General features: G+C 43.3%; 21 protein-coding genes. 10 read left to right on the forward strand and 11 right to left on the reverse strand.

What is annotated here, in order from left to right:
* The first annotated feature begins 1 nt into the window (after position 1).
* The 9 genes from H8796_RS10085 to folE all read left to right on the forward strand — a co-directional run bounded on the left by H8796_RS10085 (position 2) and on the right by folE (position 8,382).
* Positions 2–661, forward strand: a complete 660-nt coding sequence (locus H8796_RS10085; RefSeq protein ID WP_117934571.1) for a 2-C-methyl-D-erythritol 4-phosphate cytidylyltransferase — start codon at positions 2–4, stop codon at positions 659–661.
* On the forward strand, positions 662–2,758 hold the full coding sequence (gene recG, locus H8796_RS10090; protein WP_117934568.1) for an ATP-dependent DNA helicase RecG: 2,097 nt from the start codon (positions 662–664) through the stop codon (positions 2,756–2,758).
* A 223-nt stretch (positions 2,759–2,981) separates the two neighbouring features.
* Positions 2,982–3,446: a nucleoside-diphosphate kinase gene (gene ndk / locus H8796_RS10095; protein ID WP_022275728.1), complete on the forward strand. Its 465-nt coding sequence runs from the start codon at positions 2,982–2,984 to the stop codon at positions 3,444–3,446.
* A 19-nt stretch (positions 3,447–3,465) separates the two neighbouring features.
* Entirely contained in the window at positions 3,466–4,335 is an 870-nt protein-coding gene (locus tag H8796_RS10100; protein ID WP_117934565.1) for a peptidoglycan DD-metalloendopeptidase family protein, read from the forward strand.
* Positions 4,336–4,457: 122 nt separating this feature from the next.
* Positions 4,458–5,000: a DUF1599 domain-containing protein gene (locus H8796_RS10105; protein ID WP_004297257.1), complete on the forward strand. Its 543-nt coding sequence runs from the start codon at positions 4,458–4,460 to the stop codon at positions 4,998–5,000.
* Complete coding sequence (locus H8796_RS10110) at positions 4,990–6,357, forward strand: BT_3928 family protein (protein WP_117934563.1); 1,368 nt, start codon at positions 4,990–4,992, stop codon at positions 6,355–6,357. The genes H8796_RS10105 and H8796_RS10110 overlap by 11 nt, the downstream gene beginning before the upstream one ends.
* Positions 6,358–6,451: 94 nt before the next feature.
* On the forward strand, positions 6,452–7,207 hold the full coding sequence (gene tpiA, locus H8796_RS10115; protein ID WP_004297259.1) for a triose-phosphate isomerase: 756 nt from the start codon (positions 6,452–6,454) through the stop codon (positions 7,205–7,207).
* A 133-nt stretch (positions 7,208–7,340) separates the two neighbouring features.
* The gene (locus tag H8796_RS10120; RefSeq protein ID WP_004297260.1) at positions 7,341–7,784 is read left to right on the forward strand and encodes an SPOR domain-containing protein; all 444 of its coding nucleotides are present in this window, start codon (positions 7,341–7,343) and stop codon (positions 7,782–7,784) included.
* 7 nt (positions 7,785–7,791) lie between these two features.
* The gene (gene folE, locus H8796_RS10125) at positions 7,792–8,382 is read left to right on the forward strand and encodes a GTP cyclohydrolase I FolE (protein WP_004297261.1); all 591 of its coding nucleotides are present in this window, start codon (positions 7,792–7,794) and stop codon (positions 8,380–8,382) included.
* 29 nt (positions 8,383–8,411) lie between these two features.
* Here the strand turns inward: folE and dnaG are convergent, their stop codons facing one another.
* The 8 genes from dnaG to recJ form a co-directional block, all read right to left on the reverse strand.
* Entirely contained in the window at positions 8,412–10,493 is a 2,082-nt protein-coding gene (gene dnaG / locus H8796_RS10130) for a DNA primase (RefSeq protein WP_117934561.1), read from the reverse strand.
* Between the two features lie 106 nt (positions 10,494–10,599).
* A complete protein-coding gene (locus tag H8796_RS10135) occupies positions 10,600–11,373 on the reverse strand; it encodes a prephenate dehydrogenase/arogenate dehydrogenase family protein (protein WP_055167702.1) in 774 nt (257 codons plus the stop codon).
* 165 nt (positions 11,374–11,538) lie between these two features.
* Entirely contained in the window at positions 11,539–12,600 is a 1,062-nt protein-coding gene (locus H8796_RS10140) for a bifunctional 3-deoxy-7-phosphoheptulonate synthase/chorismate mutase type II (RefSeq protein ID WP_004297264.1), read from the reverse strand.
* 87 nt (positions 12,601–12,687) lie between these two features.
* The gene (locus H8796_RS10145) at positions 12,688–13,866 is read right to left on the reverse strand and encodes a pyridoxal phosphate-dependent aminotransferase (RefSeq protein WP_055167701.1); all 1,179 of its coding nucleotides are present in this window, start codon (positions 13,864–13,866) and stop codon (positions 12,688–12,690) included.
* Positions 13,841–14,689: a prephenate dehydratase gene (locus H8796_RS10150; protein ID WP_004297266.1), complete on the reverse strand. Its 849-nt coding sequence runs from the start codon at positions 14,687–14,689 to the stop codon at positions 13,841–13,843. Before H8796_RS10150 ends, H8796_RS10145 begins: the two co-directional genes overlap by 26 nt.
* Positions 14,690–14,989: 300 nt before the next feature.
* Entirely contained in the window at positions 14,990–15,952 is a 963-nt protein-coding gene (locus H8796_RS10155) for a tetratricopeptide repeat protein (protein WP_117934559.1), read from the reverse strand.
* Positions 15,953–15,990: 38 nt separating this feature from the next.
* Positions 15,991–17,901, reverse strand: a complete 1,911-nt coding sequence (locus tag H8796_RS10160; RefSeq protein ID WP_117934556.1) for an ATP-dependent DNA helicase RecQ — start codon at positions 17,899–17,901, stop codon at positions 15,991–15,993.
* Entirely contained in the window at positions 17,894–19,612 is a 1,719-nt protein-coding gene (gene recJ / locus H8796_RS10165; protein ID WP_008776721.1) for a single-stranded-DNA-specific exonuclease RecJ, read from the reverse strand. The genes H8796_RS10160 and recJ overlap by 8 nt, the downstream gene beginning before the upstream one ends.
* Positions 19,613–19,972: 360 nt before the next feature.
* Here recJ and H8796_RS10170 point away from each other — a divergent pair, with 360 nt between their 5' ends.
* On the forward strand, positions 19,973–20,830 hold the full coding sequence (locus H8796_RS10170; RefSeq protein WP_117934553.1) for a phosphodiester glycosidase family protein: 858 nt from the start codon (positions 19,973–19,975) through the stop codon (positions 20,828–20,830).
* A gap of 318 nt (positions 20,831–21,148) precedes the next feature.
* Here H8796_RS10170 and H8796_RS10175 read toward each other — a convergent pair whose 3' ends face one another.
* From H8796_RS10175 to H8796_RS10185, 3 genes are read right to left on the reverse strand one after another with little or no spacing between them, the layout of a single operon-like run.
* Positions 21,149–21,763, reverse strand: a complete 615-nt coding sequence (locus tag H8796_RS10175) for a hypothetical protein (protein ID WP_117934551.1) — start codon at positions 21,761–21,763, stop codon at positions 21,149–21,151.
* A 46-nt stretch (positions 21,764–21,809) separates the two neighbouring features.
* Positions 21,810–22,550: a hypothetical protein gene (locus H8796_RS10180; RefSeq protein ID WP_055167694.1), complete on the reverse strand. Its 741-nt coding sequence runs from the start codon at positions 22,548–22,550 to the stop codon at positions 21,810–21,812.
* Between the two features lie 17 nt (positions 22,551–22,567).
* The gene (locus tag H8796_RS10185) at positions 22,568–23,137 is read right to left on the reverse strand and encodes a hypothetical protein (protein ID WP_004324721.1); all 570 of its coding nucleotides are present in this window, start codon (positions 23,135–23,137) and stop codon (positions 22,568–22,570) included.
* Between the last annotated feature and the right edge of the window lie 56 nt (positions 23,138–23,193).

Genomic DNA, 23,193 nt, shown 5'->3' on the forward strand with positions numbered 1-23,193 from the left:
CATGAAGAAATATGTAATCATTGTTGCCGGTGGAAAGGGCTTGCGAATGGGAAGTGATCTCCCCAAACAATTCCTTCCCATGGGTGATAAACCTGTGTTAATGCATACCCTGGAAGTCTTCAGGAGATATGACGAGACGCTTCAAATCATATTGGTACTTCCGAAGGAGCAACAACGTTTCTGGAAGCAACTTTGCGATGAACATCATTTTACGGTGAAACATGTCCTTGCAGAAGGAGGTGAAACACGTTTCCATTCCGTAAAGAACGGGCTGGCACTGGTGCAAGAGCCGGGATTGGTGGGAGTGCATGATGGAGTACGCCCGTTTGTATCAGTAGAAGTGATTCGCCGTTGTTATGAGTTGGCAGAGGTGCAAAAAGCTGTGATTCCTGTGGTGGATGTAGTAGAGACGCTTCGCCATTTGACAGATGCAGGAAGTGAAACAGTCAGCCGGATGGATTACAAACTGGTGCAAACGCCGCAAGTGTTTGATGTAGAGTTGCTGAAACAAGCCTATGCCCAGGAATTTACCCCCTTCTTTACAGATGATGCTTCCGTTGTGGAAGCGATGGGAATGCCCGTTTATCTGGCAGAAGGCAACCGTGAAAATATAAAAATAACAACACCTTTCGATTTAAAAGTAGGGAGTGCTCTTTTATAAATGTTCGATTTAGCCACACGCGACATAAAATTTATCTCCGGTGTAGGCCCTCAAAAAGCCGCTGTATTAAATAAGGAGTTGGAAATCTACTCCTTGCACGATTTAATTTATTATTTCCCTTATAAATATATTGACCGGAGCCGCATCTATTACATTCATGAAATAGATGGCAATATGCCGTATATCCAGTTGAAAGGAGAAATCCTCGGTTTCGAGACCATTGGTGAAGGACGGCAGCGCCGTCTGACAGCGCATTTCTCGGATGGTACAGGAGTCGTGGATTTGGTGTGGTTTCAAGGTATAAAGTATATCTTGGGAAAGTATAAACTCCACGAGGAATATATCATTTTCGGCAAACCGACAGTTTTCAACGGACGTATCAATGTGGCGCATCCTGATGTAGACAAACCGGATGATTTGAAACTTTCCTCGGTGGGGCTGCAACCTTATTACAGTACGACGGAGAAGATGAAACGCAGTTTCCTCAACTCTCACGCGATTGAGAAGATGATGGCAACGGTGATTCAGCAGATACAGGAGCCTCTACCTGAAACACTTTCTCCCAAGTTGCTGACGGAGCATCATTTGATGCCTTTGACGGAAGCGCTCCGGAACATCCACTTCCCGACCAATCCCGATGTCCTCCGTCGGGCACAATACCGTCTTAAATTTGAAGAACTGTTTTATGTTCAGTTAAACATTCTCCGATATGCCAAAGACAGGCAGAAAAGGTATCGTGGATACATCTTTGAAAAAGTGGGAGATGTGTTCAATACATTTTATACAAAGAACCTTCCTTTCCAACTGACAGGTGCGCAGAAACGGGTATTGAAAGAAATACGGAACGATGTCGGCAGTGGCAGGCAGATGAATCGTCTTTTGCAGGGAGATGTAGGAAGCGGAAAAACACTGGTTGCCTTGATGAGTATGTTGCTGGCATTGGATAATGGCTATCAGGCTTGTATGATGGCACCTACCGAAATCCTGGCAAACCAGCACTACGAAACCATCAAGGAATTGCTTTTTGGCATGGACATTCGTGTTGAGTTACTGACGGGTTCTATTAAAGGAAAAAGGAGAGAAGCGATTCTGACCGGATTGCTGACCGGAGATGTGCAGATATTAATAGGAACACATGCAGTTATTGAAGATACTGTCAATTTTTCTTCTTTAGGTTTCGTTGTGATTGACGAACAACATCGCTTTGGTGTGGCTCAACGTGCCCGTCTTTGGAGTAAGAATGTGCAACCTCCGCATGTACTTGTAATGACTGCCACTCCCATTCCCCGTACGTTGGCGATGACTTTGTATGGTGACTTGGACGTGTCTGTTATCGATGAACTTCCTCCCGGAAGAAAACCGATTACTACCATCCATCAATTCGATAATCGCCGGGAAAGCATGTATCGTTCGGTGCGTAAGCAGATCGACGAAGGCCGTCAGGTTTATATTGTCTATCCGCTGATTAAAGAGAGCGAAAAGATTGATTTGAAGAATCTTGAAGAAGGCTATCAGTATATTCTGGAAGAGTTTCCGAAGTGTACGGTTTGTAAAGTGCATGGCAAAATGAAACCTGCCGAGAAAGAGGAGCAAATGCAGCTTTTTGTCTCGGGGAAAGCGCAGATTATGGTAGCTACCACCGTCATCGAAGTGGGAGTGAACGTTCCGAATGCTTCGGTGATGATTATAGAAAATGCAGAACGTTTCGGGTTATCGCAGTTACATCAGTTGCGTGGCCGGGTAGGGCGTGGAGCAGAACAGTCTTATTGTATTCTGGTGACGAATTACAAGTTGACGGAGGATACCCGGAAACGATTGGAAATCATGGTGCGCACCAATGATGGCTTTGAAATAGCAGAAGCTGATTTGAAATTGCGTGGTCCCGGTGATCTTGAAGGTACGCAGCAAAGCGGTATCGCTTTCGATTTGAAGATCGCGGATATTGTCCGTGACGGACAACTGTTGCAATACGTTCGTGCTATAGCTGAAAGCATAGTAGAACAAGACCCTGCAGCACAAAGTCCGGAGAACGAAATCTTATGGCGACAGCTTAAAGCCTTACGGAAAACGAATGTTAACTGGGCTGCCATAAGCTGAAAAACGGTTAAACATGCAGTTTATTTGCGTAAATGTGTTGCAAAACATATTTCACCTCTATCCTCCCTATTTATAGGAGTTTAACGCCCCAATTACCCCCTCTTTTTGTACTAAGCATCTGAAAAATAGTTAATAGCTCCCTTGTCTTTTCGTAGGAAAATACTACCTTTGGGGGAATTTTTTTAGTAAATGTATTGTTTAACCATTTGCAAAGTCGAGTATTATGCTTGAAAAAACGCTGGTCATTTTAAAACCGTGTACCCTTCAAAGGGGATTGATAGGTGAGATTACTCATCGCTTTGAGCGTAAAGGATTACGGTTGGCCGGCATGAAGATGATGCAACTGACTGATGAATTGTTAAGCGAACATTATGCCCACCTTAGCGGCAAACCTTTCTTTCAGCGTGTGAAAGATTCCATGATGACAGCTCCTGTCATTGTTTGTTGTTTTGAGGGTGTGGATGCTATTCAAACAGTCCGTACGTTGGCGGGACCGACTAATGGACGTCTGGCTGCTCCAGGTACTATTCGTGGGGATTACAGTATGAGCTTTCAAGAGAACATAGTTCATGCTTCCGATTCTCCGGAGACCGCAGCTGTTGAATTAACGAGATTTTTTAAACCGGAAGAAATATTCGATTACAAGCAGGCAACATTTGACTACCTGTATGCAAACGACGAATATTAATTGAATTGACAAAGAACGAATGAATTTTAGCATTATTAAAACAGGATTGGTCGCTGTTGCGGCTATGGTCAGTCTGAACTCTTTCTCGCAAGACCTGATTGCCCGCCAAGCACCGATAGACAAGAAATTAAAGTCAGTAGACTCTTTGGCCTTGCAGAAGCAAATCCGCACCGAACAGTCCGAATATCCCGCCCTAAGTCTTTATTCAAACTGGAATAACCAGTATGCTCATTCTTATGGGAATGCAATTGTTCCCGAAACATATACTATCGATTTGACCGGTTTCTGTATGCCGACTCCCAGTACAAAGATAACTTCACCTTTCGGACCTCGTTGGAGAAGAATGCATAATGGTCTCGACTTGAAAGTAAATATTGGTGATACGATTGTTTCTGCTTTCGACGGTAAAGTGCGTATTGTAAAGTACGAGCGTAGAGGATATGGTAAATATGTTGTGATCCGTCATGATAATGGACTGGAAACAATATACGGACACTTATCCAAACAACTGGTTGAAGAAAACCAGCTGGTGAGAGCCGGTGAACCGATTGGTCTGGGTGGTAACACCGGACGCTCTACAGGTTCGCACCTTCATTTCGAAACCCGCTTCTTGGGAATTGCCATTAATCCGATTTATATGTTCGACTTCCCGAAACAGGATATCGTTGCCGATACTTATACGTTCCGTAAAGCAAAAGGTATGAAGCGTGCAGGTTCTCATGACACGCAGGTGGCTGACGGTACCATCCGTTATCACAAGGTGAAGAGTGGCGATACATTGTCCCGCATTGCTAAGTTACGCGGCGTATCAGTCAGCACGCTTTGCAAACTGAACCGCATCAAACCGACCACGACTTTGCGTATCGGACAGGTTTTGCGTTGTTCATAAAATAGATAGCTTATAAAACAGTAATACAATATCTTTAGAAGAGGGCACTTTAATATAATTTAGAGTGCCCTCTTTCTGTTTTTACTTAATTATTGTTACCTTTGCGCACTATTTGGAAGAAGATGAAAGATACCAAGCAACAATTTGAACATGTCATCGCTTTGTGCCGTGACTTATTTTCCAAGAAGCTGCACGATTACGGGCCTGCATGGCGTATCCTGCGTCCGGCTTCGGTGACTGACCAGATTTTTATTAAAGCCAATCGGATTCGTAGTATTGAAACCAAAGGAGTGACCTTGATTGACGAGGGAATCCGTGCAGAGTTTATTGCGATTGTCAATTATGGCATTGTCGGACTCATCCAGTTGGAACTGGGTTATGCCGAATCTGCCGACATCAGCAATGAAGAAGCGATGGCTTTATACGATAAGTATGCAAAAGAGGCATTAGACCTGATGCTTGCCAAAAACCATGATTATGATGAAGCCTGGCGGAGCATGCGTGTCAGCTCTTACACAGACTTGATCTTGATGAAGATTTACCGTACCAAGCAGATTGAGAGCCTGGCCGGCAACACATTGGTGTCAGAGGGAATTGATGCCAATTATATGGATATGATTAATTACTCTGTTTTCGGACTAATTAAGATAGAATTTGAAGGATAAGAACTTACATATCATTCAGGAGGTAGTGGCGAATACGTGTCGCTTTCTTTTGGCGGCATCGTTCATCTTTTCCGGATTTGTAAAGGCAGTTGATCCACTGGGGTTCCAGTATAAGATACAGGATTATCTGACCGCATTCGGAATAGCTTCCTGGTTCCCTTCATTCTTCCCTTTATTGGGAGGCATCATCTTGTCAGCCGTTGAGTTTTTTATCGGTATCTCCTTATTCTTTGCTACCAGAAGAACGTTGGCTACTTCATTGGCTTTGATGCTGATGATTTTCATGACACCACTGACCTTGTATCTTGCCATCTTTGATCCGGTTTCGGACTGTGGTTGTTTTGGAGATGCCTGGGTGTTGACAAACTGGGAGACATTCGGCAAGAATATAATTCTGCTGTTTGCAGCAATGATGGCTTTCCGCCACAGGAGGATGCTGATCCGTTTTATCAGTGTGAAGATGGAGTGGCTGGTTTCTCTCTATACGCTGTTCTTTGTATTTACTTTGTCGTTCTATTGTCTGGACCGTCTGCCAGTTTTAGACTTTCGTCCTTACAAGATCGGAAAGAATATTCCGGAAGGGATGACAATGCCCGAAGGAGCGAAACCGAGTGTATATGAAAGCATCTTTATCTTGGAAAAGAACGGAGAGAAGAAAGAATTTACGTTGGATAACTATCCGGATAGTACCTGGACATTTATCGACACACGGACAATTCTGAAGGAAAAAGGATATGAACCGGCTATTCACGATTTCTCTATGATTGATCTGAATACGGGTGAAGATATAACAGACGATGTGTTGACGGATATAGGATACACTTTCCTGTTGGTTGCCCATCGGATTGAAGAGGCGGATGATAGTAACATTGATTTGATTAATGAGATATATGACTATTCGGTGGAGCATGGTTATAAATTTTACTGCCTCACTTCTTCACCGGAAGAACAGATCGAATTGTGGAAGGACAAGACGGGAGCCGAATATCCTTTCTGTCAGATGGATGATATTACATTAAAGACAATGGTTCGTTCCAATCCGGGATTGATACTGATTAAGAACGGAACAATTCTGAATAAATGGAGTGATGAGGATATACCGGATGAATATGTGCTGACGGACAAGCTGGAAAATCTGCCGTTAGGAAAACAGAAAGTGAGCAGTGACACTCATACGGTGGGATATGTATTCTTATGGTTTGTTATTCCGTTGTTGCTAGTGCTTGGGGTGGATGTTTTGGTCGTTCGCCGCAGAGAACGGAAAAACGCGAAGCGGAAGCAACAAGAGGAAGAGATGAAAAGCAAAGAATTAAAAGCGGAGAATCCGAAAATAGAAGAACAAGAAAAGAATGAATGATAACGAGCGGCCTCTGTAACGAACGCTAATCCCGATCGTTCAATCGTCAATCGTGAAATCGTAAATTTATTAACCCTTTAAAATAAAAAACAAAATGAGAAAGAACATTGTTGCAGGAAACTGGAAAATGAACAAAACCCTTCAAGAGGGTATCGCTTTGGCTAAAGAATTGAACGAAGCATTGGCTAACGAAAAGCCTAACTGTGATGTAATCATCTGTACTCCGTTCATCCACCTGGCTTCTGTTACTCCGTTGGTAGACGCTGCAAAGATCGGTGTAGGTGCTGAAAACTGTGCAGACAAAGCATCAGGTGCATATACAGGTGAAGTTTCAGCTGAAATGGTTGCTTCTACAGGTGCAAAATATGTAATTTTGGGACACTCTGAACGTCGTGCATATTACGGTGAAACAGTTGCTATCCTCGAAGAAAAAGTAAAATTGGCTTTGGCTAACGGTCTGACTCCGATTTTCTGTATCGGTGAAGTGTTGGAAGAACGCGAAGCTAACAAGCAGAACGAAGTGGTAGCTGCACAGATGGAATCTGTATTCTCTCTGTCTGCTGAAGACTTCTCTAAGATTGTATTGGCTTACGAACCGGTTTGGGCTATCGGCACAGGTAAAACTGCTTCTCCTGAACAAGCACAGGAAATCCATGCTTTCATCCGTTCTATCGTAGCTAACAAGTATGGTAAAGAAATCGCAGACAATACTTCTATCCTTTACGGTGGTAGCTGCAAACCTTCTAACGCTAAAGAACTGTTCGCTAACCCGGACGTTGATGGTGGTTTGATTGGTGGTGCTGCTTTGAAAGTATCTGATTTTAAAGGTATCATTGATGCCTTCAATTAAATGATAGTTGATAAATGATAGTTGATAGTTGCTATGCAGTATAGCTTGCTATCGACTATCGTTTATCTTTTCAACTATCATTTTTCAACTATCATTTTCCGACTATCATTTATCAACTATCAACTGTTTAATAATGAAGGTTTTACTTACCCTATTGTTTGTTTTGACAGCTACTTTTGCGCAAGCGCAAAGTATTATCAAGAGTCTGGAACGTAACATTCCGGGGCAAGGAAAGGTGACTATCCATCAAGATCCCCGCATTGAGGCTCTGATAGGTATGGAACGTCCTGCAACAGGTGAACAGAAAGTAATAAAGACTTCCGGGTTCAGAATCCAGGCGTATGCCGGTAACAATACTCGTCAGGCGAAGAATGATGCTTATCATGTAGCATCGCGTGTGAAAGAGTATTTTCCTGAATTGACGGTATATACTTCGTTCAATCCACCTCGTTGGCTTTGTCGTGTAGGTGATTTCCGTAGCATTGAAGAAGCGGACGCAATGATGCGTCGGTTGAAAGCTACCGGTGTGTTCAAAGAGGTTTCTATTGTAAGAGACCAGATCAATATTCCTTTATAATTGTATCATGTTAGAAAAAGAAGAAATTGTTTCTCCGAATCTGGAGGAGTTGAAGAGTCATTATCGTAGTATTATAACTTTGTTGGGTGAAGATGCCGAAAGGGAAGGGTTGTTGAAAACTCCGGAACGGGTGGCTAAGGCGATGTTAAGCTTGACGAAAGGGTATCACATGGACCCTCACGAAGTGCTTCGTTCTGCTAAATTCCAGGAAGAATATAGCCAGATGGTGATTGTAAAAGATATCGATTTCTTCTCTCTTTGCGAACATCACATGTTGCCGTTCTACGGAAAGGCGCACGTGGCTTATATTCCTAATGGCTATATCACAGGGTTGAGTAAGATTGCCCGTGTAGTCGATATATTCTCTCATCGTCTGCAAGTGCAGGAACGCATGACACTGCAAATCAAAGAGTGCATTCAGGAAACGCTGAATCCACTGGGAGTAATGGTGGTGGTGGAAGCCAAACACATGTGTATGCAGATGCGTGGTGTAGAAAAACAAAACTCTATTACTACTACTTCTGACTTTACCGGAGCTTTCAATCAGGCAAAGACTCGTGAAGAGTTTATGAATCTGATTCAACACGGAAGAGTATAATCCGTTTTCTACTTACTGAACAAATAAGCTTATCGTAAAACGACGCGATCTCCCAACCGTTTTGCCATGATGCTTTGTACGGTTCTCAACTCATTATAGCGTTGCATAAGTGAGTCGCATTTCTCATTATCATGGGCAAGAGAAGGATCTTGTAGGGCATAAAGCATGTGCTTCAATTCCTCTGTTACGATTGCATACTTGAAGTTAATCATTAACATCGGCACCAGTTCATAGAGCCGCTCTTCATCCGTCACGATCTTTTGGGACTTGGAGTGATATTTGCTAAGCTGATAACGCACATTAATCAAGTCTACACTCAATTTACTGATTACCGGATCAGGATGTGCCAGGAAATAACGTTCGGCAATGAAGTTGGAGTCGTGCATGTGTGCAGCAGCTTCCGATAACATTTGGCGGTGCAGCGGATTATGGAAGGCTAACTCATCCTCTTTCAGATCATTAACTACATATTCAATGACGGTTACCGGAATTTCGTTTCCTTCTTCATCGGTCAGGTTACACATGATTTTCTCTCCATAACGAACTACCGCCTGTAATATCAGTCGCTCGAATTTGTAGAATTCCTGCCCTTCCTTTCCTTCCTGTGGAATAAAGGAAGCATAACTGTCTTCCTGCAGAGCAGGAGGAACATCTGTATATCCGCCATCCACTTCAGGAGGTAACGGAATATCTCCATTAGGCATTGGAACATCTTCAGGAGGTGTGCTGCCTTGTGACATCATAGCCGTTCTTTCAGCCATCCGGCGTTCCCGTTCCGTTTGCTCGGCTCGCTTCTCTGCTTGAGTTTCCCGCCTTTTGGCGACTTCCGCTACAAGCAGTTTGTCTTCTACATGAAGTAGTTGGGCACATTCTTTGATATAAACATCTCTAACAATCGCTTCCGGAATGACAGAGATACTTTGTACCAGGTTACCAATCAGTTCCGCACGCTTGATAGGGTCTTTTCCTGCATCCTCCAGCAACAAGTTTGTCTTGAAGCGGATAAAGTCCGTTTCATGTTCCGAGATAAAGGCTTGAAATTCCGTAGAGTTATGTTTACGGGCAAAAGAGTCCGGGTCGTCTCCATCGGGAAGAAGACAGACCTTGATGTTCATCCCTTCTTCCAATAACATATCAATTCCCCGGATAGAAGCCTTGATACCTGCTGCGTCACCGTCATAAAGCACTGTCATATTGTTGGTGAACCGGTGGATCATACGGATTTGTCCTGGCGTGAGGGCTGTTCCCGAAGAAGCAACCACATTCTCTATGCCGGATTGATGCATGGAGATCACATCCGTATATCCTTCAACTAAAAAACAACGGTCCTGCTTTACAATAGCCTGTTTGGCGAAATATATACCGTATAATTCGTTACTTTTGTGGTAAATTTCCGATTCGGGCGAATTGACGTATTTAACTTTAACCCCTTTCGTTGCACTGGCAAGTACACGTCCGCCAAAAGCCACCACTTTGCCGGAAAGCGTATGGACAGGGAAAATAACACGTCCCCAAAAACGATCCCGTAACCGGTGGTCATCCGTTTCATAACAAAGTCCGGTCTTTACCAGATACTCTTTCTTATATCCTTTTTGGATTGCCTCTTTGGAAAATGCATCATGACTTTCGGTACAGTAACCTAACTGAAATTTCTCAATAATGTCATCGCGAAAGCCACGATTACGGAAATAGGCCATACCGATGCTACGGCCGTCTATATGATTCTTTAGTATATTCTGGAAATAATCGCGTGCAAAGTTATTGACAATAAACAGACTTTCACGTTCGCTTTGCACAAACTTCTCCTCGTCGCTTAATTCCCGTTCCTTGATTTCGATATTATATTTCTTGGCAAGGTACTTCAATGCTTCCGGATAAGACATCTGCTCGTGCTCCATAATGAAATGCACGGCATTTCCACCTTTTCCACAAGCAAAGCATTTGCATAATCCTTTAGCGGGAGAGACATAAAAAGAAGGAGTTTTATCACTGTGGAACGGACACAAACCGACATAATTGACACCACGTTTGCGCAGGGTGACAAAGTCAGAAACGACATCCATAATTTGTGCCGCGTCCAATATCCGGTCTATGGTAATTTGATCTATCATTCTTTCTCCTGTGAATCCGTTTTTGCGGATACAAAGGTACACATAAAAAAATCCCCTGCAAAGAACTTTTTTGCAGGGGATCGTTAAATCTTGGCACCGGTATTGATTATTTAATCTTTTCCCGGATCTTCGTCAGATACTTTTTCATACCTTCCGCATCCTTGTTTTCGATGATTTCGAGAAGGTTTTTCAACTCTGTCCGGATATTAGTCACTTGTCCCGGAGTGCGTGGGTTGAACAGTATTTCCTGAAGCAGGTAATCATCTTCGCTTAGCAGCCCTTTGGCGATTGCCATGTGCTTTTTGAACGTAGTTCCCGGGGCTTCCTGATGTTTCATTACGGCAGCAAATACGAACGTCGATACGAACGGAATAGAAAGCGAGTAGGCTACTGTTTCGTCGTGCTCATCGAAAGTATATTCAAAGATGTTCAACCGTAATGTCTGATAGAGGTCTTTGAAGAATATTTTTCCCAGGTGGTCGCCTTCACTGATAATGATGGCATTTTCACTGCTTAGATTGCTAAGACTTGCGAAAGTTGGGCCAAACATAGGGTGACTGGAAACGTAGCGGAAACCACTTTCTTCGTAGAACTTCTTCAGTCCGGTTTTTACAGAGGCAATGTCACTAATGATACAGTCTTTGGGTAGTACAGGCAGTATTTTGCGAAAGGCATCCAACGTGTACTTTACTGTGGCGGCATTAATAACCAGTTCCGGTTCAAATTCCTTAATCTCCTCCAATGTGGTAAAACGATATGTGTTATAGACGAAACGCAACTGGTGCGGGTTGACGTCGAACACGGCCGTCTCGTGTTGAAAGCTCAAAATATCAGTAAAGAAGGAGCCCATTTTACCGGCTCCAAGGATTAATATTCTCATAATGTTTATTATTTAGTGAGAGTGTGTCAAAACGCAGATTAACGCAAATTATCGCAGAAATAATTTTATAAGTCGTTGATTAATATATCAATATAATTGAAATAATCTGCGATAATTTGCGTTAATCTGCGTTTTATTATTCATTATGACACACCTTCACTCTAACTATTTATTAATAATTTCCATCTGTTGACGAACTGATTCTTCGTGGATGGCTTCGAAAATCTTCTTCATAAACTCGCTGTCCATACCGCATTGTTCGCCCTGCGCGCCACGTTTTTCCAGAATCTCATTGTAACGTCCGGCTTGAAGGACTGTGATTCCGTGCTCTTTTTTGTAAGTACCGATTTCACGGGCCACACGCATTCTTTTTGCTAATTCCTGAATGATATTGTCGTCACATTCGTCAATCTGTTTACGGAGCTGTGCCAGACTTTCGGTAGACTGTGTTTCCGTACGGATTACCAACAGATTGAGGATATAGTCGAGTACGTCCGGAGTAACTTGTTGAGAAGCATCGCTCCATGCGCAATCCGGGTTGCAGTGGCTTTCTACAATCAGACCGTCGAAATTCAAGTCCATAGCCTGTTGGCAAAGCGGTGCAACCAACTCACGTTTTCCACCGATATGGCTCGGATCACAGAAAATCGGAAGATTAGGGATGCGGCGGCGCAGTTCGATAGGAATATGCCATTGGGGAAGATTCCGATAGATCTTTTTGTCATAACTGCTGAAACCTCGGTGGATAGCACCCAGACGCTTCAAACCAGCGTTGTTGATACGTTCCAGTGCTCCGATCCATAATTCGAGATCCGGGTTCACCGGGTTCTTAACCAATACAGGGATATCAACCCCTTTCAGTGCGTCAGCGATTTCCTGTACGGCGAAAGGATTGGCAGTGGTGCGTGCACCTACCCAAAGAATATCGATTCCCGCTTTCAGACATTCGTAAACGTGTTTGGCTGTTGCTACCTCCGTAGAAACATACATTCCAGTTTCTTTCTTCACCTCTTTCAGCCAGGCAAGACCTTCTACACCGATACCTTCGAAACCTCCCGGTTTGGTACGCGGCTTCCAGATTCCGGCACGATATATTTTTTGTCCTTTAGCAGCCAGTTGTTTGGCTGTATCCATTACTTGTTCTTCCGTTTCTGCGCTACACGGGCCGGCAATGACAATCGGTCTTTTAGCTTCAACGCCCGGTAATAAAATTGATTCGAGTTCCATATTCTTATTTGTTTTTATTCTTTTAATAACTTGTTTTCATTGAAATTGTTCTGTCTCATTCTGCTGTCGTTCTCTCTTTGGGAGAGGTTAGATTCTTTTAATTCTTTCCAGAGCTTCTGCCAGCTTATTGTCCTTGCAACAAAGTGAGATACGAATATACCTTGCTCCGTTACTGCCGAAGATAAATCCCGGAGTGATAAACACTCTTGCTTCATGCAGCACCTTTTCTGTCAGTTCCTCTACATCCTTGCAGGAAGCAGGAATCTTCCCCCAGAGGAACATGCCTACTTGTTTTTCATCGTAGGTGCATCCCAATGCTTTCATGATCTCACCGGCAAGATGACGACGGTTGCGGTAATTCTTATTATTACCTTCATACCAGTCTGTTTCAGCCTCAAGGGCGGTAGCTGCAGCCAGTTGCATGGCACGGAACATACCGCTGTCGATATTGCTTTTCACTTTCAATATCCATTGTACGAATTCAGCATTCGATGCCAGCATACCAATACGCCAGCCCGGCATATTGTGGCTCTTACTCATAGAATTGAACTCGATGCAACAGTCTTTGGCTCCCGGTACACTTAGGATACTGATAGGTTTTTCGTTCAGAATGAAGCTGTATGGATTATCATTCACAATTACGATATTCTTGCGACGGGCAAAATCAACGAGACGTTCATAGATTTCCGGAGTTGCATTGGCTCCCGTCGGCATGTTGGGATAATTGGTCCACATCAGTTTTACGCGACTAAGATCCATTTTTTCCAGTGCCTCGAAGTCAGGCATCCAGCCATCCTCTTCTTTCAGGTCGTAGTTGATAACTTCCGCTCCGAGTATTTTACTCAAAGAAGTATAGGTGGGGTATCCCGGATTCGGGACTAGCACCTGCTCACCCGGATTGACGAATGCCAGCGTAACATGGAGAATTCCTTCTTTCGAGCCGATTAAAGGCTGTATCTCCGTATTCGGATTCAGTTCCACTCCATACCAGCGTTGATACCAGGCAGCAAAGCCTTTGCGCAGTTCGGGGATACCTACATACGGTTGATAACCGTGTCCGTTGGGATCATGAGCATTGTTGCACAATGTTTCGATGGTTTCCCTTGAGGGAGGCATATCAGGACTTCCGATGCCGAGGCTGATAACATCCTTTCCCTCTGCATTCATCTGTGCTACCTCTTTTAGCTTCTTTGAGAAGTAGTATTCGCTAACACTTGCCAATCTGTCGGCAGGAGCGATTTTATACGTTTGACTTTCCTTCTGCATATTCGCCTAATAATTTAAGTTCTTTGGTTAATGGAGTGATTGCAGCAATAGACTGCTTGTATCTTAGATAATCGTTGAAAGCTACATCTACGTAAAACTGGTATTCCCATTCCCGTCCGATGATAGGCAACGATTGAATTTTTGTCAGATTGATATTATAGAACGATAGAATGGATAAAACCTGTGACAGGCTGCCTTCCGTGTGTGGAAGAGTGAATACGATACTTGCCTTGTTGGTTGCATTGGCATGATGTTGACGGAGTTCGTCTACTTGCCAGGGATCGGCAACAACCAGAAAACGGGTGAAGTTGTGCTTGTTCGTTTCAATACCTTCTTGAAGGACTTTCATACCGTAACGTTCAGCTGCTGCTTTGGAGCAGATGGCAGCGTGTCCTTTCAGATTTTCATTCTTGATGATTTCTGCGCTGCGGGCCGTATCTTCACCTTCCACCACTTTCAACTGCGGATGTTGATTCAGAAATTCGCGACACTGCATCAGGGCGATAGGGTGGGAGTTGACTTCTGTCAGATCTTCCCAGTTCTCATCGGGGAGACAGACAAAACTGTGAGAGATGCGCAGTTTGTATTCACCGATAATCTGTGTGCCGCTTTGTCTCAACAATTCATTGTTGTGCAACAAACTTCCCGCAATCGTATTCTCGATGGCTAGCATTCCGATAACCTGGCTGTCTTTCCGTATCGAAGTAAACACATCTTCGAAGTTGGCACAACAGATTAACTCTATTTCTTCTCCCTCGAAGTACTTGTGTGCGGCGATATCATGATATGAGCCGAGTGTTCCTTGAATTGCTATCTTTTTCATTGTTCTAAATATATTATATAAAAAAATCCCGCGTCCATATTGGAGCGGGATTCATATGATTGATTTCTCTATTCAGTCCTTAAGCATCACTGTCACTTGATACATACAAACTCCCGCTCTACTTTGTTGCTAAAGTAAAAGTAAAAAAAGAAGTAATATGCATAAGTAAATGATTTCATTCGAATCTATCTTTTTTGCTTTGGTTTTTAATTCTGGGGCAAAAGTAATAATTTTCTGTTAGATGCAAACAAAAAACGATACTTTTTTTGTTTTCTTGCCTAAAATAGATGAAAAGGATACTTAAAAGATGCCGGGAAGCGCTTCAGGCTTTGGTCCCAGGTTCTTGAATTCCCCATTCAGGTTAGCTTCATCCTTCGGATTCAGTTCCAGAGATTTCTTCATGTCCTCTACAGAACCGTCCTTATCACCATTCAGTAATTTAGCACGTCCACGTTCTTTGTAGGCTTCTGCAAAGTTCGGATTCAGCTCGATGGCTTCATCAAACAGGCCGATAGCTTCCGTCAGTTTTTTCTGGTTGATATAAAGTTGCCCTAAATAAAGGTATGCCTGTTCGTTGAATGGGTTTATTTCTGTCACCAGTTTGTAGTCCTCTTCTGCTTCTTCGTCCTTGCCGTCTGCTTCTTTCACTTTTCCGCGCAGGAGCATGGCTGTCTCTTCTTCCGGATTTTGGGCGAGCACAGCATCTATATCCTCCATCATATCCTTATACTGTTTCAGGTTCATCAAAGCTTCCGCACGTAATAGGCGAGCTTCAATGAAATCATCTTTCAAAGTGATTGCTTTGGTGAGATGGGCAATAGTCATCAGGTCATCATCCTGTCCCTTGCGGGCCTTCCCTAACAGATAATGAGCCACGGCATTTCCTTCTTCGATGGCAATCGCTTTATTGGCAGCTTCTTCCATAGCCTGATAATCTTCCTGGATGAAGCATACATTGGCCAGTGTCAGGAAAGTACTTGTGACATCAGGTTCCATAGTAGCCATCTTTTCCAATAGCTCGTGGGCCTTTGCCGTTTCCCCCATCTGGATATAGAGTTGGCTAAGATAGCCCATTGTTTCAAACTCTTCTTTGATGGCAAGAGCTTCAATAAAACATTTTACTGCATAATCCGGACGTCCCATGCGTTGCGCACGTAAACCGTCGTATTTGAAGATCTCGAAATTTTTCTGATCGTTTTTCTGTTTTTCACTTTCCGGAGTTTCCGACTTACCGGAGAAGAAAGATTTAAAAAAGTTCGGCATGGTGTGTTATTTTTGAGTTACCTTGCAAAGGTAGTAACTTATTTTGAAATATGTATCATTCCATCCTGCATCTTCCATTCACCTTCCTCCAATAGATATTGGATGACTTCGCTGATGCTCTCTTTCTCCGCTTCTATCTTATCGGCTATTTCTACTGGTGTCAGCGGTTTCTGAGTAAGTAATTCTGATATTTTCTTTTTCAGTTCCTCGAAATCGAAAGAATTCTCGGTCAGGGCACCAGTTGCACGGTGACTAAGACAAACATCGCATTGTCCGCAGTTGTGCTCGTTCTTCTCTCCGAAGTAACGGAGCAGCATCCGGCTCCGGCACACATTCTCCGAAGTGACATACTCTTCCATCGCTTTGATGCGGGCTTCATACCGGGCTTTGCGTTCTTCGTAGACGGAAGGAGGAATATGCACAAAACGAAGTTCCTGCCGTTCGCGGGTGTATATAATATAAGGTGTCTTTTTGTGCGGAATGTAATCCACGATACGACGTTTGGTAAGCGTGACCAGTATATTATAAATTTGTTCGCGGGTCAGTCCGGTACGTATGGACAGGGTTGCTTCGCTGATATAGGCATAGTCGGTGAATACTCCGGTGTAAGAGCGGAGAATCGTCTGTATCAGTGCTTCGGCTTCCGTTCCCATTTCCCGCAATTTGTATAGTTCGTCCCGGCGAATCGTGAAAAGAATACGGGAGGCATTATCCTGTTCGTCCGTATATTCCAGATAACCGGCTTGAGTCAGTATTTTCAGTGCACTGTCCACCGGAACCGGGAAGTATTTGAACTTCCGGCAAAACTCTTCCAGATTAAATTCGCGGACACATTGGAAACCGTCGCCCATTGCCATCTGATAGTAATACTGCAGATGTTCATAGACATTGAGAATATACTCCTTGTTGGGGAAAGTATCCACAACGCGCCTGTGCAGCGTCGTTCTGTCCGTTTTGGTGTATAAGATCACAGCATACGCTTTTTCACCGTCTCTTCCTGCACGACCGGCCTCCTGGAAGTAAGCTTCGAGAGAGTCGGGGAGATCGAGATGCAATACGATACGCACGTCGGGTTTATCAATCCCCATTCCAAAGGCATTTGTCGCTACCATTACACGGACTTCTCCGCTTTGCCAGCGTTTTTGCCGGAGGTCTTTTACGGCATTATCCAGTCCGGCGTGATAGAAGTCGGCGGTAATATCTTCGTTTACCAGTAACTCGGTGATTTCTTTGGTGCGTCGTCTGTTGCGGACATAGATAATGGCACTGCCGGGTATCTTTCGTAAGATATGCAACAGCTCTTGAGTTTTGTTATCCGTTTGCCGGACGATATACGCCAGGTTTTTCCGTTCGAAGCTCATGCGGAAAACATTCTCTTCACGGAAATCTAGGCGAGCTTGAATATCCTTCACTACTTCCGGAGTGGCGGTCGCCGTAAGTGCCAGTACCGGAATTCCCGGTAGCAATGTCCGTATTTCGGCAATTTTCAGGTAAGCAGGACGGAAGTCATATCCCCATTGTGAGATACAGTGACTTTCGTCGACCGTAATCATGGAGACTTTCATTGATCGCAGTTTGGTACGGAATATGTCCGTGTCCAGACGTTCCGGAGAAATATAGAGGAATTTATAATTACCGAAGATGCAATTTTCAAGAGCAGTGAGAATCTCCTGCCGTGTCATGCCTGAATAGACAGCAAGCGCCTTGATGCCGCGTTTACGCAGGTTTTGCACCTGATCTTTCATCAGGGCGATGAGAGGAGTAATGACAATGCAAATCCCTTCCTGGGCGAGAGCAGGCACTTGAAAAGTGATGGACTTACCGCCTCCGGTCGGCATAAGTCCCAGTGTATCTTTGCCTTCGCCAATACTGGTGATGATCTCCTCCTGCAAGTCGCGGAAGGAGTCATATCCCCAATATTGTTTTAATATCTCCTGATACTTATTCAATCGGCTTTATATCCTCGATTTGAAGTTGTACTTCACCACGCTTGTGCGTGTTTTCTTCAATGGTGTAACAGATGTCGAACGAGCGTTTCGTTTTGATATAACGTACGTGTGAGCTCTGTCCGAACGCGATACCGTTCATTACATTATTCGATTTATTATCGACCAGTTCGAGTTTGATATGTTCCTGATCGCGTCCCACCACTTTACTTGTTCCGTAATCATAAACATGATGAGTGCAGAAAATAGGTTTCGTGTTATCAGGACCGAAAGGATTAAACTTTTTCAGGTCGCTGAAGAACTTGGACGAAATATCCCTGAAATCTATTTCAGCATCAATCTCGATAACGGCACTGGTTTGTTCCGGTAAGATATGCTGTGAAACGTATTCTTCGAATCGTTTGGTAAAGGCATTCACGTTCTCCACTTTCATCGACAGTCCGGCGGCGTATGTATGTCCCCCGAAGTTTTCCAGCAGGTCGCGGCAATGTTCGATTGCTTTATATACGTCGAAGCCGGAAACTGAACGTGCGGAACCTGTTGCCATATCATCCGTCCGGGTCAGTACCACGGCAGGGCGGTAGTACACTTCTGTCAGACGGGAAGCTACGATGCCGATCACGCCTTTGTGCCATTCTTCGTTGTAGAGCACGATGGAGCGGCGATCCGCTAATCCTTCCAGATTGGCAACGATGTTGTTTGCCTCTTCCGTCATACTCTTGTCGAGGTCTTTCCGGGTTTCGTTGTACTGGTTGATTTGTCCGGCTTTCTCAAGTGCTACCGAGAAATCTTTTTCCGTCAGCAGGTCTACGGCTTCTTTTCCGTTTTGAATACGTCCTGATGCATTGATGCGCGGTCCGATTTTAAACACAATATCGCTGACGGTGATTTCCTTTTCAGAAAGTCCACATACGTCGATAATAGCCTTCATACCAATGCTCGGGTTACTGTTCAGTTGCTTCAGACCGTGGTAGGCGAGGATACGGTTTTCACCCATAATCGGAACGATGTCCGATGCAATACTCACAGCTACAATATCCAGCAAAGGAATCAGGTGGTGGAACTCGATACCGTTACTGATAGCGAATGCCTGCATAAACTTGAAACCGACTCCACAACCGGAAAGGTGAGTGTACGGGTACGTATTATCCAGACGTTTGGCGTTCAGAATAGCTACGGCAGGCGGAAGCACATCATCCGGTACATGATGATCGCAGATGATGAAATCAATCCCTTTCTCTTTGGCATAAGTGATTTCTTCTACTGCTTTAATTCCACAATCGAGTACAATAATCAGTCCTACACCGGTTTCTGCGGCGTAGTCCACTCCTTTTTTAGAAATGCCATACCCTTCATTGTATCGGTCGGGTATATAATAATCAAGGTTCGAATAGAACTGTTGAATAAACTTGTAGACCAATGCTACGGCAGTAGTACCGTCTACGTCATAATCTCCATAAATTAGAATACGTTCTTTCTTTCCCATCGCCCTGTTCAGACGTTCTACTGCAATATCCATATCCTTCATCAGGAACGGATCATGCAGGTCGGGCAATTGCGGGCGGAAAAACTTCTTGGCATCTGCTGCCTTCGTAATTCCCCGCTGCACCAAAAGTTGTCCAAGTATCGGGCTAATCCCTAGTTCCTGGGCCAATGTCTGGCTTGTCTCTGCCTGTTCGGGTGTAATGGGTCGATAATTCCATTTGTGATTCATTTTATATATTGTTTTTTCTTTTTCTGTTCTCAAGGGTTGAAAAGGCACTTCTTTCCAACAAGGGGTAAAAGTACGAAAAAAAGCGGAAGTGTATAGTAGATAAGACGAAAATATTTCAAGACCATAGAAAACGAAGACAGGAAAAACGCTACCATATTAAAAGTAAGAAGCTGCCAAAAGTTGGCTTAAGGGGCTACTGGTCATTCTGTATCGGAAGTCGTCGGAGGATATTGATTATCTGGATAGTAGAGAAGGGCCGATAGAGAAAATGGAGTGAGAGAGTGGAAAAGTACGGGAATCTTTGGATGAATGTTGATTATTGACTAGCTTTAGCGGCTTAAATGATTCATTTCTCTGTCTATGATAAAAAGAAACTTGTTAATTGCTATCCTGATTTTATGCTCTATCGGAATAATAAAAGGGCAAACAGTATCGGATTCACTGGCAATTGTCTCTGCCCAATGGAAGGTGGAAAGTCCTCAAAAAGGACTTATTCATAAGTATGCTTCTATCCCCCGATTGTATCAGGGACCCCAGTCTGTTAGTCTGATAGAAGTTGATCCCGGCGCAGGCTTGAAGGTTGATGTAGCGGTTTCGGGTGAAATGAAGGAGACGAGTCGGATTGCTTCTGAACATCATGCCATTGCAGCCATTAATGGTTCCTACTTTGATATGAAGCGGGGAAATTCGGTTTGTTTTCTGAAAGTTGGTGACCAGGTCGTTGATACGACCACTTTGAGTGAATCTAAATGGCGTGTTACTGGAGCTATACATCTACATAAGGGAAAAATGAAGTTAATTCCCTGGAACAGGCAAACAGAAAAGGAGTATGAGGAAGAAGCAGGTACCATACTTGCTTCCGGTCCGTTAATGTTGAAAGACGGACAGGTTTGTGATTGGAACTCGTGTGAACCGAATTTTATCCGGACGAAGCACCCTCGTAGTGCTGTTGCTACTACTAAGGATGGAAAAATACTGTTGATAACGGTAGACGGGCGTTTTCCTGAACAAGCAGGAGGAGTGAATATCCCGGAATTGGCACATCTGATTCGTGTTTTAGGGGGTGAGGATGCATTAAATTTGGATGGAGGTGGATCTACTACTCTTTGGTTGTCCGGTGCATCGGATAATGGAGTCGTTAATTATCCTTGTGACAATGGGCGGTTTGACCATGCCGGAGAACGGAAAGTTCCTAATATTCTTTATATAACGCATTAATAACGTTTCCATTATTCATCATTGTATTTAAGGTCTTTCAGTGCATAGATTAAGACTTTTCAGTGCAGAAACTAGTGACTTTTTATGCAGTCGGGTAGTTGTCCCGTTGTAACGGGACAATGGGCACTTTATAAAAAGACAAATGTCACCTTATAGGGTGACATTTATCATTCTATAAGGTGACTAGCTATCTCCAAAAGGATGAAAATTACTAAAGATACAAAATTAATTAGTGAAAAGCAATAGTAGGGTAGGAAATTTATCTGTATTGCAAACAGATTTAATTCATTTCCATACCCTTCTGAAGTAATAAGGTCATTAGTCTTTTATCTTGCGCAACTTCGCCTTTTTGATAAAGAACTTGGCAAGCTCTCTTCCTGCTTTGGCATACGTTTCCTGGACGCAATATCCGGAAGTAAAATCAGTACCCCAAAAGTTGTTGGCAGAAGCGTTACGAATTTTGATGGAGGCTACTTGTTCGCCGGTTTCAATCTTCTTCACCTTGCAACTTAGATCGACAGATGCATTTTGGCGCATGACACCCACGTTCCAACCCGGTTCGGTGAAATCGGTATTGATTTCAATCCGGTATTGAGCACCTTCTGAACCTGCAGTGATGCCTACCTCACTCATATATTTATCAAAAAGCTCCAGGAACTTTGGTTCAAACCGTTCTTTACGGTCACCATACCAGGCGGCTTTCCATTGGTCTCCTTTGCCCTCTTCTTTAGCGTTGTATTCAGAACTCTTTTTTTCTACATATTCGTTTTCTGTCAGTTTGCCTACCAGCATTTCATCGTAAGAGAAAGTAAATTGTATCACTTGCTGGTCCTTGATGAAGTCAATAGTACCGGAAGTCATGACAATACTTTGTGCAAATGAGAATGTAGTAATGCAACTTAATAGTAGAAGTGTTGTGATGGTCTTTTTCATCTTCGAATTTGATTAATCGTTTGTTTGTCTGTTGTAAACAACGGGGTTAGAATTCAAATCCGAATCTAGCTCCTACTCCGTGTAACTCCCATGTATCATTCCAACTGTTATGATAATAATGCCCTCCATAGCTGTAACTATAATCTGTTGTGGCGTCATAATCTTGGAAGTTATACATCAAAGCTAAATTCAAGGCCTTTTTCCCTTTTAAAGAAAAACGCACTCCTACTCCTATCGAAGCATACGCTCCTTCTATGTCTCCTACAGAATATCCGGCTTTTACGTCGGCGAACGGAGTCACTTTTTTGTTGATGAAGTTAGCTCTGAAGTTAGCATAGATGGGGGCTGCATAAAGATCTGCATCGGTATAGTAGTTGAAAGCAACGCCACCACCTACAAAGAAATAATTGTTGAATTGATAACCATGTGTGGTTGATAATTCAATTTTAGAGGCATTGTAGTCGCTCACATCGCCAATATATGCAAAGTCTACGAAACCCTTATAGCCTTTTAATGTATTTCTTGCGGCTTTGCGGTCGTTGGTATCCTTACGATAATCTCTTGTGTACCGTTCTTCTTTTGTGATTTTAGTCACATCACTCATCTGACAGATGATGAGGCTGCCATCACCTGTTTTGATTTTTAAAGAGACATTGGGCACTTGTTCAATGATTACTCCTTTAATAATGCTGCCATTCTTTAAATACACTACTTCTGTGTAATTCTGTGCTGCGACATACGTACTGATACTTAATAATAAGGTCAGTACTAATAGTAGTTTTCTCATACTTATATTTTTATTGTTTATAGTTTCTTGAGTGCGCTATAGATAGAGCCTGCCCAATAGTTGCGCAATCCGAAACCACGTGCCTTGCCGTCGGTGATCCATTCTTCAATGATTTCCTTTGTTTCGGTATTGAAGAATACGACTTCATACGTACCTCTATTGTTTGATTTGTCCAGGAACTGTGCGATAAACACCATACCTACTCCGGGTGTTTTCTGGATAGGCAATGCGTTGATGGCTGCTTTGATTTGCTCTTTACTAAGAGTATATTCTCTTTTAGCAGTCATTAGCTCGGCCAGGTCGATGTTTTCGTTCACCTGATTAACGGCATCCAGTGAAATCTCTGTCACTTCTTTTTTCAATTGTTTTCCTACGTTATACTTCTTAGCTTCTGTGATGAACAGCTCATTGATACGTCTGAAAGCATCTTTGAATTGTGCCGGTGATTCATCTGCACCGAAAACTTTTACTTGGGAGTAGTCTACCCCATAGAACTTAATAGACTGAATGTCTTTCAATGCACTCTTGCCTTGTCCGAAACAGAACAGGCTCGTGCTCAAGAATAAGAATAGAATAAGTTTTTTCATATACGTTAATGTTAAAGTGATATAGTTGGTTACTAACTTCCAAAAGTAGAAAATAA

Origin of the sequence: Bacteroides sp. M10 (assembly GCF_014334015.1) — a bacterium.
Taxonomy (GTDB): Bacteria; Bacteroidota; Bacteroidia; order Bacteroidales; family Bacteroidaceae; genus Bacteroides; species Bacteroides intestinigallinarum.